Here is a 14691-nt window from a genome sequence, read left to right on the forward strand (position 1 = left end):
AAGTACTCTTAATTACTTCTAATGGCGAAAGGCATACATACTGAACTTACTTTCGAAGAAGCTATAGAAGCTTCATTACTTGAAACAGGAGGATATACCAAAGGCTCATCTTCTGACTTTGATACAGAAACGGGAATCTTTCCTTCACATGTAGTGGATTTCCTTACAACATCCCAGCCTCTGGCGTGGGATAAAATTTCGCAAATACATACGGAAGACATTGCGGGTAAAGTGACTCAACGTTTGCTTAAAGAGATTGACAGGCGGGGTGCACTGGATGTTATCCGCAACGGTTTCACCGATTATGGGGTCAAATTTAAAATGGCCTATTTTAAGCCCGAGAGTTCGTTAAATCCTGAAGCTGAAGACTTATATCAAAAGAACCTGCTGACAGTCACCCGACAGCTTTATTATGAGCGAAAGGGCAAAAACTCATTGGATATGGTTCTTAGTTTGAATGGTCTTCCTATTGCAACAATTGAATTAAAGAATCAATTCTCCGGTCAAAGTGTGGACAATGCAAAAAAACAATACGTCTATGACCGAGAACCAACGGAACCCATCTTTCAGTTTAAAAAGCGGGCACTTGTACATTTTGCCGTTGATACGGATGAGTGTTACATGACGACCCGACTGAACGGAAAAAGTACACGATACCTTCCTTTCAATTTAGGGTACAATCACGGAGCCGGAAACCCTCCGAACAAGGACGGATACCGAACCTCATACCTGTGGGCACACCTGCCTGACGGGAAACCGGGTGTCTGGACCAAAGACAGCTTCATGGACATCATTGGTAAATTTCTTCACCTGCATGCTGAAGAATTTGAAATAAATGGCGTCCAAAAGAAAAAAGAAACGCTGATTTTCCCGCGGTTCCATCAAATGGATGTGGTAAGAAGACTGACACAGGATGCACGAAATAACGGCGCCGGAAAAAACTACCTCATTCAACATTCGGCCGGTTCGGGAAAATCCAATTCGATTGCCTGGCTCTCCTACCGGCTATCGAGCCTTCACGATACGGCTGATGAACGCGTATTTGATTCGGTAATTGTAATCACAGACAGAAGAGTCCTCGACAGTCAGTTGCAGCATACCATTTACCAGTTTGAACATAAAGACGGAGTCGTTCAGAAAATTGACAAAGACTCACAGCAGCTGGCATATGCCATTGGTGCAGGTTCCAATATTATCATTACCACACTTCAGAAATTCCCGTTCATTTTAGATAAGATTGGTGAAATTCCTTCACGGAAATACGCGGTTATCATTGATGAAGCGCATTCGTCTCAAGGGGGTGAAGCAACAAAAAAAATGAAAGAAGTCCTCTCTGCAAAGACACTGGAAGAGGCAGAACAATTGGAACTCGACTCCGGATTGGAGGACGATGCTGAAGACGAGATCAGAAAATCAATGGAAGCCAGAGGAAAACAGGACAACCTCAGTTTCTTTGCTTTTACAGCGACACCAAAAACGAAAACAATTGAAGTATTTGGCACACCCAACAAAGAAGGTAAACCCAAACCTTTTCACTTGTACTCCATGAAACAGGCCATTGAGGAAGGGTTTATTTTGGATGTGCTCAAGAATTATACTACGTACAAGACCTATTTCAAACTTTCAAAGGAAATCGAAGAAGACCCCAATGTAAATAAGAAACAGGCCTCCAGAGCTATAGGGCGGTTCCTTTCATTGCACCCACACAATCTGGCGCAGAAGACCGAGGTCATGGTCGAACACTTCCGACAAGTGGTAGCGAAAAAAATAGGTGGTCAGGCAAAAGCAATGGTTGTAACCTCTTCCCGATTACACGCTGTGCGTTATAAAGAAGAATTTGACCGTTATATTGCCGATAACGGCTATAAAGACATTAAAACCTTAGTTGCTTTTTCGGGTAAAGTGGCTTACGACACCTACCCCGATGGCGTTACAGAAGTGGAGTTGAACGGTTGTAAAGAAAGGGAACTCCCCAAAAGATTTGCTTCTGACGAATATCAGCTTTTGTTGGTAGCTGATAAGTACCAGACCGGTTTTGACCAACCGCTGTTACACACCATGTATGTGGATAAGAAACTGAGCGGTGTAAAATGTGTACAAACCTTGTCTCGTCTGAACAGAACGTGTGCCGGGAAAGAGGATACGTTCATCTTGGATTTTGTGAATGAAACGGAGGATATTCTGAACGCCTTCCAACCCTATTATGAGTTAACAACCATCGAAAGCACAACCGACCCCAATCACTTGTATGATTTGAAACATGAAATAGAAAAAGCCCAGATCGTCTGGTCATCTGAGGTCGATAATTTCTGTAACATCTACTTCAGGTCTGCGAAAATACTGTCGGTAAAAGATCAGGGGAAACTAAACGCATTCATTGACCCGGCGGTAGAACGATTCAAACAACTACCCGAAGAAACGCAACAAGGAGATATTGTTAATGAGTTTTCTCAGGAAAATTTCAAACATTCATTGCAGACGTTCACCAGAATGTACTCGTTCTTAACCCAGATAATGCCCTTTACGGATGTGGATCTGGAGAAACTGTATACCTATGCAAGGTTCTTACTAAAGAAATTACCAAGGAAACATCAAAGTGACCGATTCCAATTGGGAGATGAAGTTTCACTGGAATATTATCGCATTCAGAAAGTCTCGGAACAAAACATCGTTCTTGAAAGTCAGGGTGAATATCAGTTGGAAGGAAGTTCCGAAGCTGGCATTCGAATGACAAAAGAAGAACAGGCTGCGTTATCAGAAATCATTACAGTCATCAACAAACGATTTGGAACTGAGTTCACGGCAGCTGACAAATTACTATTCGACCAGATTGAAGAAGACATGGTTGCCGATGAACGCCTGGCAGCGCAAGCCAAATCCAATTCTATAGAAAACTTCAAATTCGGTTTTAAGGAAGCTGCCTTAGATAAATTCATTAGCAGAATGGACCAGAATCAGGATATTTTTGCCCGTATGATGGATGATAGCGACTTCAATAAACTTGTAATGGAATATTTATTGAAGAAGGTTTATGAGAGGTTGAATGAATCATAACCCTGGACATTTATCAGCCCACTGATCATCAGAAATAAGATAAAAAATGAACAAGGCTGGGAGCAAGAAACCTCCCTCTATCATCACTGCCCATTCATGTATTGCTGGTTTCGCTTTTCATCGTCCGGGTTTCCGTATACCGGAGGACAAGCATTGTTTTTCTTTTTAAACAACCAAACAAATTTCACCTTTAGCAACAAAGGTTGATAACGCGATGAATACCACATCAAGGAAGGATTCCCTCCGGTCCATTCATAAATTCCCAAAATCGGAGTATGTACGGATGGAATGATAAAGAAGCCATCGCGAATTTTAAACCCTACGCCTAATTCATAATTAAGCTGCGCCACAAAATCCTGCTGAAATCGCTGCGTTTGGGGAAGAACAGCCCCATCGTACCGGGAATTATCACCGGGTACACTACCCGTCAGACGATAATCCACATTGAATCCCAATGCATTATCAAGAAATACATCCCGATTGATTTGCCAGACATTGTGTACGTTAAATCGTCCGTACAAATATCCCATGTCAAAAACACCGTTTCCTTTAACTTCGTTTGTTTCTCCAAAACGATGAATCATTAAACGGGTTTGTTCGGTTCCGGCAAAGTGTTTATACCCGATTCCCCAATCAAAATAATGAATGACTTTGCGACGTTTCTTGGCAATATGCACCATGCCCACTTCTATAAACCCTCCTAATCGCCCGGACGGATTATGCGTATAGGTAGCATTCGTATCCGGTGAAGTAGACAAATCACGTTCAGGAGTTTCTCCGTTGGTAAGCAGATAGGTCGGACCGAAATTGAATTGAAATCCGTGGCGGCTGTATTCCCCCGTCCATTTGAACAAGGGATACTGATAACTTTGTTTGGTAAAATACTGACTTCGCTTCTTTTTCTTCTGCCCATATACAGGAAAAGCACAAAGTCCTGCCAACACCACTACCACGGCTAATCTCATCATAATTATTTCGTTTTCGCTTTCTCAGCAATTCTATTCATGATTTCCTCACTGTCCCATTTCTCATAGATTCCCTCCGTCTGCATGATTTCATCCATAATTCCTCTCTGATATTGACCGCGCTTGAGTGCATCACTATATCGGATGTGACTAAAGGTTACCTGCTCATATAACGGCATCCAGTCATTTGGGTACAGATCTGAAAATTTTCGTTCGATCTTTTTCCGCAATAAAAAGTCCGGATCTGCTGTTGAATCCCGCATTTCAATATAATTATTCAATGCCAGATCAGCAATTGCGTTTCCATCCGGCACCCGTAAACGCGAGTACTCGGAGAAAATCGTGTTCCAGTCGTCTCCGTATTGCTCCAATAATTCATCAAAAACTGTGCAATCTTCAAAACCGGCATTCATTCCCTGTCCGTAAAACGGAACGACAGCATGTGCTGCATCTCCCATCAAAACAGCCTGTGTTCCATGGTTCCATGGATTACAACGCACGGTAACCAGTGTTGAGGTTGGATTTGAGAAATAATCCTCCAATAGCGTTGGCATTAACGGAATTGAATCCGGGAATGTTTTTTCAAAAAAGTCTTTCACTTTCTCCGGAGTATCTATGCTCGCAAAAGACAATTCGCCCTCCATCGGGAAGAATAATGTTACGGTAAAACTCCCGTCCAAATTAGCCAGTGCGATCATCATGAACTCACCGCGCGGCCAGATATGCAGACAATTTTTATCAATTTTATGCGATCCGTCCTCATTTGGTGGAATTACCAGTTCTTTATATCCATGCGACAGGTACGACTGGGAATAATCAAACATCGGATATTTCATCATGCGATTACGAACAGCCGAAAAGGCTCCGTCCGTAGCAAAAACAGCATCGTAACTTTTTTCTACGATCTGATCTTTCTCCGTATCTGTAAACCGGATCGTATTGGAATCAAAGTCAATATCCTCGCAACGCATATTGAAATAATAACCGATCTCCGGATAATCGTCGGCAAGATTCATCAATTTTTGATTCAATCCTCCACGGGATACAGAAAATATAGCCTGATTTTCTTTTCCATACGGTTGATACGTTAATGTACCATCAACTGCGTGCATTTTACGCCCAAACATTGGAATAGCGATCTTTCGGATTTCATCTGAGATCCCTGCCTTATCCAAGGCTTTCCATCCTCTGTCAGAAAGTGCCAGGTTGATGGATCTTCCGGCAAGAATTTCTGCCTTTCGCAAATCAGGTCTTCGTTCATATACATCGACCTTAAATCCTCTTTTTGCCAGTAAAATGGCTTGTAAACTTCCTACTAATCCTGCACCAACAACTGCTACGTTTTGCATGATTCAATTTTTTATCTGTGTTAATTTCTTCTTCCGAACTTTGGTTCGAACATTGGACTTCTCCTGCGTTGTTTCATCTTCTTTCGCTGAAAATAAACACTCAGTCTCCACAGGAACAACCCAATGAACATAACGGTAATTGCCTGAACAGCCAGATTAATATAAATCATCCTTTCATCAAGCTGTCCCGAGAAATGGACTTGTACTAATTGCTGTAAAGTCAGATCAACGGATTCCATTCTCAAGTATTTTTCCGAAGCGATACACATCTTCAAACGAATTGTACAGCGGAACCGGAGCAATACGAATTACATTCGGTTCACGCCAGTCAGCGACTACGCCTCCCTCTGAGATCGCCTCAAACAGTGACTTCCCCTGTCCGTGTACTAAAATAGATAGCTGACAACCTCTTCGATGTGGCTCTTCGGGTGTTATAATTTCAAAATTCACTTTCTCCTGATTTCGCTCCGAAATATCGCGAATAACGAACTCAAGATAAGCGGTAAGCAGCTCACTTTTTTTACGCAAAGCTGTCATTCCTACTTCATCAAAAATATCCAAAGAAGCCAGATGCGCTGCCATTCCGAATACCGGGGCATTCGACAATTGCCAGCCTTCAGCTCCTTTCATCGGAACAAATCCTGACTTCATCAGAAAACGTGTTTCCTTGTCATATCCCCACCAACCGGCAAATCGGGGAAGATCCGGATTGAATTCATGTCGTTCATGCACGAACATTCCCGAAACATTTCCCGGTCCGGAATTCAGATATTTGTACGAACACCAGGCAGCAAAATCAGGTCCCCACTCATGCAATTCCAATGCAATGTTACCCGCTGCATGTGCCAGGTCAAAACCTACAAACGCACCTACAGCATGTCCGGCTTCCGTGATTTTCTTCATATCGAACAACTGTCCGGTGTAGTAATTGACTCCACCAAACATAACAAGAGCCAGCTCCTCGCCTGTCTCCGAAATAGCTTTCAGGATATCTTCTTCCCGGATCAGATGTTCCCCCTCACGCGGAGCGATTTCAATGATCGTTTCTTCGGGATCAAGCCCATGAAATCTTACCTGAGACTCCAGCGCATACTGATCCGAGGGAAAAGCTTTCGCCTCACAAATAATCTTCGTGCGCTTTCCTTTCGGTTGGTAAAAAGAAACCATCAACAGGTGCAAATTCGTAGTCAACGAGTGTGTCACGACTACCTCAGTTGGTTTTGCACCTACAATTCGTGCTGTTTTTTCGGTCAGAAACTCGTGATAGGCAAACCAGGGACGGTCCGCGTTAAAATGTCCTTCTACTCCCCATTTCGCCCAATCATCAAGTTCTCGCTGGATATAACTCCCAACCCGAGTAGGCTGTAACCCCAACGAATTCCCTGTAAAATAGACTACTCTTTCTTTATGAAAATCCGGGATTAAAAATTCTCTTCTGTATTTGCGTAACGGATCTTTTTCATCCAACTCGACTGCAAACTCTTTCGTATTCTTAAATTCCATAGCGGAAATATGTTTTGACAAAAATGTGAATGTCGTAAAATTAAGCAGAACCGACAAAAAGGAATGATAATATCCAAAATATTTACGGTTTCAAACGAAAATGACCCCATTTTTAAAAACTTGTTCTCACGCTATAAACAAACTCTTCCATCAGAAGATGTGCAATTACTTCGACTAAAATATTTTTATTTAGAATAATTTAAAATACCACTTTTATGGTATTGCCCTACGTTTGATACTGCGGTAGTTTTGCACAAAAAATCGTTCTTGATGAAAAAACAACATATTCTAGTAGCTGTAGGAATCCTCAGCATGGCATTAATAGGCTGTAAAAAAGAGGGTTGTACAGACCCCGGGGCACTAAACTTCGATAGTGAGGCAAAAAAGGATAACGGAAGTTGTGCTTACTATTCGGAAGAGGAATACGATGTACCAACAACCTATTCTTTCACCGATGCCAATGGAAATTCTACCGTAAATTACAGCGGGCAGGAAGACCGTCTTCAACAACTGAAAGAAATGGTAGTCATGATGAAAACAGGTACTACTACCGCTTTGGATGCACAGGCATTAAAAGATATGTTTGCAAATACAGGAGATAATGGAGCCGGTAACTTCTCCTTCTCCTCAACAAAACAATTAAAAGACAAGTGCTTCAATCTTGATCAGCAGATGTTCGAAAACTGGATGGATTCGATCGCAAAAGCCAGTTTGAGTTTTTCTATGACGGCAGCTAACGGACAGGCAGGTACACTTACTTCAGCGGATGGAAAAACCTATCTTTTTGATGACAAAGGATACGAACATGTTCAATTGATAGAAAAAGGACTTATGGGTGGTGTATTCATGTACCAGGCACTCAATGTATACTTCAGTGATGCAAAAATGGATGTTGATAACACAACTCCTGTTGATCCTGCTGCCGGTAAATATTACACAACAATGGAACATCATTTTGATGAAGCATTCGGATATTTTGGTGTAGAACCTAGCTTCCCGATGCTAATTCCTGACAGCTTCTGGGGAAAATACTGTAATTCTCAGAACGGTACATTGAATTCAAATGCAGATATGATGAACAACTTCCTTCGTGGACGTGCAGCGATATCAGCAGATGTTCTTGAAGATAGAGATGCTGCTATTATTGCTATCAGCAAAGAGTGGGAAGACATCTCTGCCAATCAGGCAATCAAGTACTTGAATGATGCCATTTCTGCTTTTGGAACAGACAATGCAAAATTCCTTCACGTACTTTCTGAAGCTTATGCTTTCACATGGAATCTTCGTTATGCTCCGATTGAAACAAGAAGATTGTCTGCTGCAGAGCATGCTGCCATTATGCTATTCTTCAAAGACAACCTTTGGGATATGTCTGTGTCGGATATCAACTCCATTAAAGGAGCGTTGGATTCTAAATATTAAAAACTATACTAACAATGCGTTATCTCACTATAGTCGCATTCGTCACTTTGGCATTTGTCAGCTGCAAGAAGGAGGAAGATGATTCCTCCTCTGCTGCTTTTGATAAGGGGGCGATGCTAACCAATCTTGCTGATAATACGATCCTGCCTGCTTTGGCAGATTATCAGGAAAAAGTAGCTGAACTTAAATCCGCTTTTGATACATTTGAGACAGATGCATCTTCAGCTAATTTTGATCTGCTCAGAGAAAAATGGCAGGCAGCTTATCTGGCTTATCAGACCGTAAAGATGTATGATTTTGGTCCATTCAGAAATTACGGATACAAAGGAGCTACGGGAACATTCCCTACAGACACCGCAGTAGTTGAATCCAATATTTCCTCAGGAACCTATAATCTCGCTTCTGCCGGAAATACCGTTGCAATTGGTTTTTCAGCATTGGATTATCTTTTGTACAATCCAGATGCTTTCACACGACTAAATGAGGTCGGCTATAAAACGTACACAAAAGATGTTATTTACAAATTGTCAGACGAAACGACAGCTGTTGTTTCTGCCTGGAGCAGTTACCGATCCACTTTTGTGAGTTCAACAGGAACAGAAACGACTTCTTCATTTTCAGAGTTGGTCAACGAATTTAACCGGGATTATGAACTTGCGAAAACTGCGAAGCTAGGGATTCCGATAGGAATTCAAAGCTTCGGAATTCAATTGCCGGAGTATATTGAAGCTCCCTACAGTGGAATTTCACTGGATCTGCTTCGCACAAATATTGCTTCCATACATCGTTTGTACAATGGTAAATCTCATGCCGGATCTTCCAACGGAAGCGGATTCGATGACTATCTGGTTCACCTTGAAAAGTCTGCTTTGAATACAACGATAAACAATACATTTGATCAGATTATTACAAAAATCGATACGTTTCAGGGAACTTTAGAAGAAGAAATGCAAAGCAATCCTTCTGAATTGGAAGCTCTTTATAATCTGATTCAAAGTCAGGTTGTAAACCTCAAAACAGATATGACCTCCTCCTTTGGTGTGTTGATTACGTATCAGGATAATGACGGAGATTAGTAGTAAATGGACTAATTATTTTGCTTTTGACAAGCAAGTTTCTATAACCCCATTGATTATTTACAGGATAATCTTTGGGGTTCTCATGTTATTTGGGGTCAGTCGTTTTCTCTTCAAAGGTTGGGTACAGCAACTCTACATAGATCCTCAATTTTATTTCGGATATCTGGGATTCGAATGGGTCAAACCATTACCCGGAAATTGGATGTACCTCCCTTTCATTCTGATGTTGCTTGCCGCTATCGGTATTACTATTGGTTATTTGTACCGCTATAGTGCTTTTGTTTTTTTTCTTTGTTTTACGTATGTCGAGTTACTCGACAAGTCCAATTACCTGAATCATTATTATTTTGTCAGTCTGATGAGTTTCCTTATGGTGCTCGTTCCTGCAAACGCAAAATTTTCAGTGGATGCACTTCGGAATCCTTCAATACGAAGAGACACAACCTCGCAATGGCACATTGGAATTCTGAAATTCCAATTAGCTGTTGTTTATATTTTTGCAGGGATAGCCAAACTTAACTCCGACTGGTTATTTCATGCGGAACCTCTGCGAACCTGGCTGCAAGCACACCATACAATTCCTTTTTTCGGGCAATTTCTACAGATGAAGGAAACAGCCTATCTGTTCAGTTGGTTCGGCTGTTTGTATGACTTATTCATTGTCTTTTTTCTTCTTACAGCAAAAACCAGAAAGTTTGCTTACTTATTTGTTGTCGGGTTTCATTTGATTACCTGGTATCTGTTTCCGATAGGTGTGTTTCCGTGGGTAATGATCTTCTCAACACTGATTTTCTTTTCGAATGAATTTCATGAAAAAGTGCTGACTTTTCTAAAAAGGATGCTGTGTATCACGCAACAGGAAAACGTTCCCGGCGGAAAGTCCTCCGGACAAACAAACCCGCTTGTCCTGATTTTCCTTGTGATCTATATGGCAGCCCAGATCACACTTCCTTTCCGTTATACGCTCTATCCGGGAGATCTTTTCTGGAATGAGGAAGGATTCCGTTTTTCATGGCGTGTAATGCTCATGCACAAAGAAGGGTACGCTACTTTTTATGTCAAAGATAAAGCGACAGGCAGAACAGCTCAAATTGACAACACGCACTACCTCACACAAACGCAAATTGACCAAATGTCCACACAACCGGATATGATACTTCAATATGCCCGTTTTTTAAAGACAAAATATGACGGTAGGACATTTTCTTTCGGAGAAAAAGAGATTACGATTACTGATCCTTCTGTACACGCTGAAGTATATGTAAGTCTTAACGGGCGACCGTCTCAACTTTTTATTGATCGAAAACATGATCTGACAACATTACCCTACAATTTGAGTCACCGAAACTGGATAGAACCATTCACACCATGATCAGATATATACTCTTCATATTTTCACTCCTTGTTCTATTTTCTCCTGTTCATTCACAGATGAAAGGAATCGTTGTAGATCAATCTCACACTCCTCTCCCCTATGTGGCGGTGAAAAATATATCATCATCAGTAAACCGGCTCTCCAAAATAGACGGAAAGTTTGAAATGCCTGTGAAGGGAGGAGATACTCTACTCTTATACAGTTCGGGATATGACAGTTTGTTTTTCCTTGTTAACCGGGAACACATCGGAACAAAATCCCCGGTTGAAATTTTACTCATTGAAAAATACAGGGAAATAGCTGAAGTTCAGGTCATGCATAAACGCATGGCAGATTTTGATGTAGGGTATCTCCCTCCCATCAAAGGTGTACAGATTTATACCGGGACAAATGCTGTCATTGAACTGAACAATCTGAGTGGTGCAAAATCGACAGGAAATCCTCGTGAATTATTTGCCAAAATACCGGGATTAAACATCTGGGAAAATGACGGAGCCGGTATCCAAATGGGAATCGGCGGAAGAGGACTTAGTCCAAACCGGACCGCTAATTTTAATACCCGTCAAAACGGATATGACATTAGTGCAGATGCCCTCGGATATCCGGAAAGTTATTATACTCCACCGATTGAAGCCCTTCAGGCAATAGAAATAATCCGCGGTTCTGCTTCTTTACAATTCGGAACCCAGTTCGGAGGTTTACTTAACTTTCTGATCAAAGATGCCCCTGCACATACTCCTTTTGAGTTTACTACACGTAATACAATTGGAACGTATGGTTATTTCGGAACCTTTAATCGAGTAGCAGGAACTGTAAAACGGTGGAGTTATCAGGCATATCATCAATTCAAGCGAGGTGACGGATACAGGGATAACAGTAAGTTCAATCAACACCAGGCATTTGCGCAATTGGGGTATCGTATTTCCGAGAAGATGCAAATCAAGCTGGAATATACCCACATGAATTACCTTGCTAAACAGGCAGGCGGACTTTCCGATGTTCAGTTTGCTGAAGATCCCAGACAAAGTTTCAGGGATAGAAACTGGTTCCGGGTAAACTGGAATCTTCTGGCTCTTCACTATGATTATGACATTACTAAAAATGCTCATTTTAATTTCCGGGCTTTTGGTATGCTGTCTTCACGAGAAACCGTAGGCTTTCTAGGAAAGATTACACAGGCAGATCAGGGAGGAAACCGTGAAATGATTCAGGGACACTTTAGAAATGCCGGAATGGAAGCACGGTTTCTCCAAAAATATTCGCTTAGCAAGGATAAATCAGACCCTAAATTCCGCGGAGGATTATTAATCGGGGCAAGGTATTATCAGGGAAACACTACCGCTAACCAGGGAACTGCCACCGGAGGAGACGAAGCGGAGTTCCGCTACATCAACCCGAATAATCTTGAAAATTCATCGTTTGAATACCCTTCCAGAAATTTTGCTGCTTTTCTCGAAAATATTTTCTTTCTGGGAAAAAGGTTTACGTTAAATGCCGGAATTCGTTTTGAGCACATTAGTAGTGGTTCTTCCGGTTATTTCAAACAATATGTTATCCACCCGTTGAATGCCGATACTCTTGATATTTTCACATTACGTGACTCGAATAGTGTCGTTCGAAATGTTCCGCTTTTTGGACTGGGGGCTTCTTACAAAGTAAATAAAAGCACTTCTCTGTACCTGAATTTCACTCAAAACTATCGGGCTATCAACTTTACAGATATACGTGTCAACAATCCTAACATCGTCATTGATCCTCTGATTAAAGACGAGTATGGTTATACCGGGGAAATAGGTTTCAGGGGATTAATCAAAGATTATTTCATCTATGATCTGGCCGGGTTTTATATTTTCTATGGCAATAAAATCGGACTCGCTCCTAAAGCAGGTACCCTATACAAGGAACGAACAAACATCGGAAACGCACGAAATATGGGAGTTGAAGCATTTGCTGAAGCAGACTTTTTCAAAGCATTTATAAAAGACACCAAACACGGGTTATCGCTTTTCATTAACGCTTCTTACATTCATTCACGCTACATCACATCTAAAGAACCCAATTACATTGACAAACAGGTGGAATATGTAAGTCCGGTTATTATTCGATCCGGATTGAAATACAGTTACAATGGTTTTACTGTTCAGGTACAGGGAAGCTACAATGCAAAACAATTTGCTGATGCCTCCAACGCTGTAGTTCCTTCGGGAGATGCCGTAATCGGAGAAGTACCTGCGTATTATGTCATGGATTTTTCGGCACGCTATACTTTCAAAAATTCGTTTCAAATTGAAGCTGGTGTCAACAACTTCACCAATCAGACGTATTTTACAAGACGTGCTACCGGATATCCCGGACCGGGTATACTTCCTTCAGACGGGATTAATGCTTATGTTACTCTTCAGTACAAATTCACTGCCCGAAGAAAGTAATCAACCATTCAGCGCTTGTTTATAACGTTCAATTGCCCGTTCTCTGGCTGTCTTATGCTCAACAATTGGCTTGGGATAAGTTTGTGAACCAAATTCTTTCACCCATTTCCGAACATATATCCGATCCGGGTCAAATTTTTCCAGTTGCAGCGTCGGATTAAATACCCGGAAATAAGGCGCCGCATCACACCCACAGGAAGCAGCCCACTGCCATCCTCCAACGTTAGCTGCGAGATCAAAATCCAGTAGCTTTTCTGCAAAATACCGCTCTCCCCAACGCCAGTCAATTAACAAATGTTTGGTCAAAAAACTCGCCGTTACCATCCGGACACGATTGTGCATATAACCGGTTTCATTTAACTCTCGCATTCCTGCATCAACAAGTGGATATCCGGTTTTCCCTTCACACCAGGCAGCAAATAATTTTTCATCATTCTCCCATTCAATTCTATCATATTGCGGCTTGAAGGCATCAGAAACAGTTTGCGGAAAATGAAATAAAATCATTTGGTAAAAATCTCTCCAAATCAATTCATTCAGAAAAGATTCATTTATTGTTTCTGCCTGTGCTACTAACTTTCGAATGCTGATCGTCCCAAACCGGAGATGAACAGACAAACGACTCGTTCCCTTAACAGATGGTATATCCCGGGTTTCGTGGTATTTTTCCAAAATAGCATCTTCAACACAATTTGCAGGGAATTCTACAGTTGGGGTTTCTTCAAATCCTAATTCGCTCAGTCCGGGGATTTTTGTTTGCTCTCCTCCTGAATTTAAATTCTTCAGGTACTTTTCAACAGGATACGACTTTATATAAAATGTATTCAGTTTGGATTTCCATTTTCTTGAATACGGTGTAAAAACAGTATAGGGAAGCCCATCCTCTTTAAGAACCTCATCTTTTTCAAAAATGACATGATCTTTTGCTCCGACAAATGCTACTCCCTGCTCTTTCAATAATTCATAAATCGCCTTATCCCTCTCCAGAGCAGACGGTTCATAATCCCGGTTTGTATATACTGTACTCACTTTCTCTAAAAGTAAAATTTCTCTGAATACATCTTCCGGATTTCCAAAATACACCCACAAATCCACTCCCAAACGGTTATATTCTTCTTTCAATTTCTGTACATAGTCATAAATAAATTGAACCCGTAAATCCTTCTTGGGAAGTTTCTCCAGAATAGTTTTATCAAAAATAAAAAGGGGTTGTACAGGATCGCTTCCTTTTAACGCCTTAAACAGTCCTGCATTATCAGAAAGACGTAAATCTCTCCTATGCCAAAAAACACTTACTTTCATCTGTTACTCTCCTCTTTTTAACACAGAACACATGTTTTCTTCAATTGTTTAACACTTTCCCAAAAAAGCACCTATTGACAGAAAAAATAGTTTTGTTAAATTTTAAATCACTATTCCAAAAATTCGTGTAAAACACATATAATCAGGCGTATTAAACTTTTTTCAGCAACCAAATTAAGTGTATATTCGTCACCATGATGTACTGACACGAAA

10 protein-coding genes are annotated in these 14691 nt (G+C 41.2%); 5 read left to right on the forward strand and 5 right to left on the reverse strand.

Going from position 1 to position 14691, the window contains the following annotated elements; genetic code table 11:
* Positions 1-21 precede the first annotated feature (21 nt).
* Entirely contained in the window at positions 22-3054 is a 3033-nt protein-coding gene (locus ABDZ97_RS15965; RefSeq protein ID WP_343790106.1) for a type I restriction endonuclease subunit R, read from the forward strand.
* A gap of 83 nt (positions 3055-3137) precedes the next feature.
* Here ABDZ97_RS15965 and ABDZ97_RS15970 read toward each other — a convergent pair whose 3' ends face one another.
* From ABDZ97_RS15970 to kynU, 4 genes are read right to left on the reverse strand one after another with little or no spacing between them, the layout of a single operon-like run.
* On the reverse strand, positions 3138-4022 hold the full coding sequence (locus ABDZ97_RS15970) for a hypothetical protein (protein ID WP_343790110.1): 885 nt from the start codon (positions 4020-4022) through the stop codon (positions 3138-3140).
* A 2-nt stretch (positions 4023-4024) separates the two neighbouring features.
* Positions 4025-5368 carry an FAD-dependent oxidoreductase gene (locus ABDZ97_RS15975; RefSeq protein ID WP_343790113.1) on the reverse strand — a complete coding sequence of 448 codons (1344 nt, stop codon included), beginning with the start codon at positions 5366-5368 and terminating at the stop codon, positions 4025-4027.
* Between the two features lie 20 nt (positions 5369-5388).
* Positions 5389-5607: a hypothetical protein gene (locus ABDZ97_RS15980; protein WP_343790116.1), complete on the reverse strand. Its 219-nt coding sequence runs from the start codon at positions 5605-5607 to the stop codon at positions 5389-5391.
* Positions 5594-6871: a kynureninase gene (gene kynU, locus ABDZ97_RS15985; protein WP_343790119.1), complete on the reverse strand. Its 1278-nt coding sequence runs from the start codon at positions 6869-6871 to the stop codon at positions 5594-5596. The genes ABDZ97_RS15980 and kynU overlap by 14 nt, the downstream gene beginning before the upstream one ends.
* Before the next feature lie 270 nt (positions 6872-7141).
* Here kynU and ABDZ97_RS15990 point away from each other — a divergent pair, with 270 nt between their 5' ends.
* From ABDZ97_RS15990 to ABDZ97_RS16005, 4 genes are read left to right on the forward strand one after another with little or no spacing between them, the layout of a single operon-like run.
* On the forward strand, positions 7142-8293 hold the full coding sequence (locus ABDZ97_RS15990; protein WP_343790122.1) for a DUF4856 domain-containing protein: 1152 nt from the start codon (positions 7142-7144) through the stop codon (positions 8291-8293).
* Between the two features lie 14 nt (positions 8294-8307).
* Positions 8308-9369, forward strand: coding sequence for an imelysin family protein (locus ABDZ97_RS15995; protein WP_343790125.1), 1062 nt, complete (start codon positions 8308-8310; stop codon positions 9367-9369).
* Positions 9356-10744, forward strand: a complete 1389-nt coding sequence (locus ABDZ97_RS16000; protein WP_343790128.1) for an HTTM domain-containing protein — start codon at positions 9356-9358, stop codon at positions 10742-10744. Before ABDZ97_RS15995 ends, ABDZ97_RS16000 begins: the two co-directional genes overlap by 14 nt.
* Positions 10741-13176 (forward strand): TonB-dependent receptor family protein, encoded by a 2436-nt coding sequence (locus ABDZ97_RS16005; RefSeq protein WP_343790131.1) that lies wholly within the window; start codon positions 10741-10743, stop codon positions 13174-13176. Before ABDZ97_RS16000 ends, ABDZ97_RS16005 begins: the two co-directional genes overlap by 4 nt.
* Here ABDZ97_RS16005 and ABDZ97_RS16010 read toward each other — a convergent pair whose 3' ends face one another.
* On the reverse strand, positions 13177-14478 hold the full coding sequence (locus ABDZ97_RS16010; protein WP_343790134.1) for a cryptochrome/photolyase family protein: 1302 nt from the start codon (positions 14476-14478) through the stop codon (positions 13177-13179). It lies immediately after the preceding gene.
* Between the last annotated feature and the right edge of the window lie 213 nt (positions 14479-14691).

It is taken from the genome of Wandonia haliotis (genome assembly GCF_039523435.1).
In the GTDB taxonomy this organism is placed as follows: Bacteria; Bacteroidota; Bacteroidia; order Flavobacteriales_D; family Crocinitomicaceae; genus Wandonia; species Wandonia haliotis.

Excerpts from the sequence above, each read along its gene's own strand:
- ABDZ97_RS15970 (WP_343790110.1), bottom strand. The coding sequence starts at position 4,022 with ATGATGAGATTAGCCGTGGTAGTGGTGTTGGCAGGACTTTGTGCTTTT.
- ABDZ97_RS15990 (WP_343790122.1), top strand. The coding sequence starts at position 7,142 with ATGAAAAAACAACATATTCTAGTAGCTGTAGGAATCCTCAGCATGGCA.
- ABDZ97_RS15975 (WP_343790113.1), bottom strand. The coding sequence starts at position 5,368 with ATGCAAAACGTAGCAGTTGTTGGTGCAGGATTAGTAGGAAGTTTACAA.
- ABDZ97_RS15995 (WP_343790125.1), top strand. The coding sequence starts at position 8,308 with ATGCGTTATCTCACTATAGTCGCATTCGTCACTTTGGCATTTGTCAGC.
- ABDZ97_RS15965 (WP_343790106.1), top strand. The coding sequence starts at position 22 with ATGGCGAAAGGCATACATACTGAACTTACTTTCGAAGAAGCTATAGAA.
- ABDZ97_RS15980 (WP_343790116.1), bottom strand. The coding sequence starts at position 5,607 with ATGGAATCCGTTGATCTGACTTTACAGCAATTAGTACAAGTCCATTTC.
- ABDZ97_RS16000 (WP_343790128.1), top strand. The coding sequence starts at position 9,356 with ATGACGGAGATTAGTAGTAAATGGACTAATTATTTTGCTTTTGACAAG.
- kynU (WP_343790119.1), bottom strand. The coding sequence starts at position 6,871 with ATGGAATTTAAGAATACGAAAGAGTTTGCAGTCGAGTTGGATGAAAAA.
- ABDZ97_RS16005 (WP_343790131.1), top strand. The coding sequence starts at position 10,741 with ATGATCAGATATATACTCTTCATATTTTCACTCCTTGTTCTATTTTCT.
- ABDZ97_RS16010 (WP_343790134.1), bottom strand. The coding sequence starts at position 14,478 with ATGAAAGTAAGTGTTTTTTGGCATAGGAGAGATTTACGTCTTTCTGAT.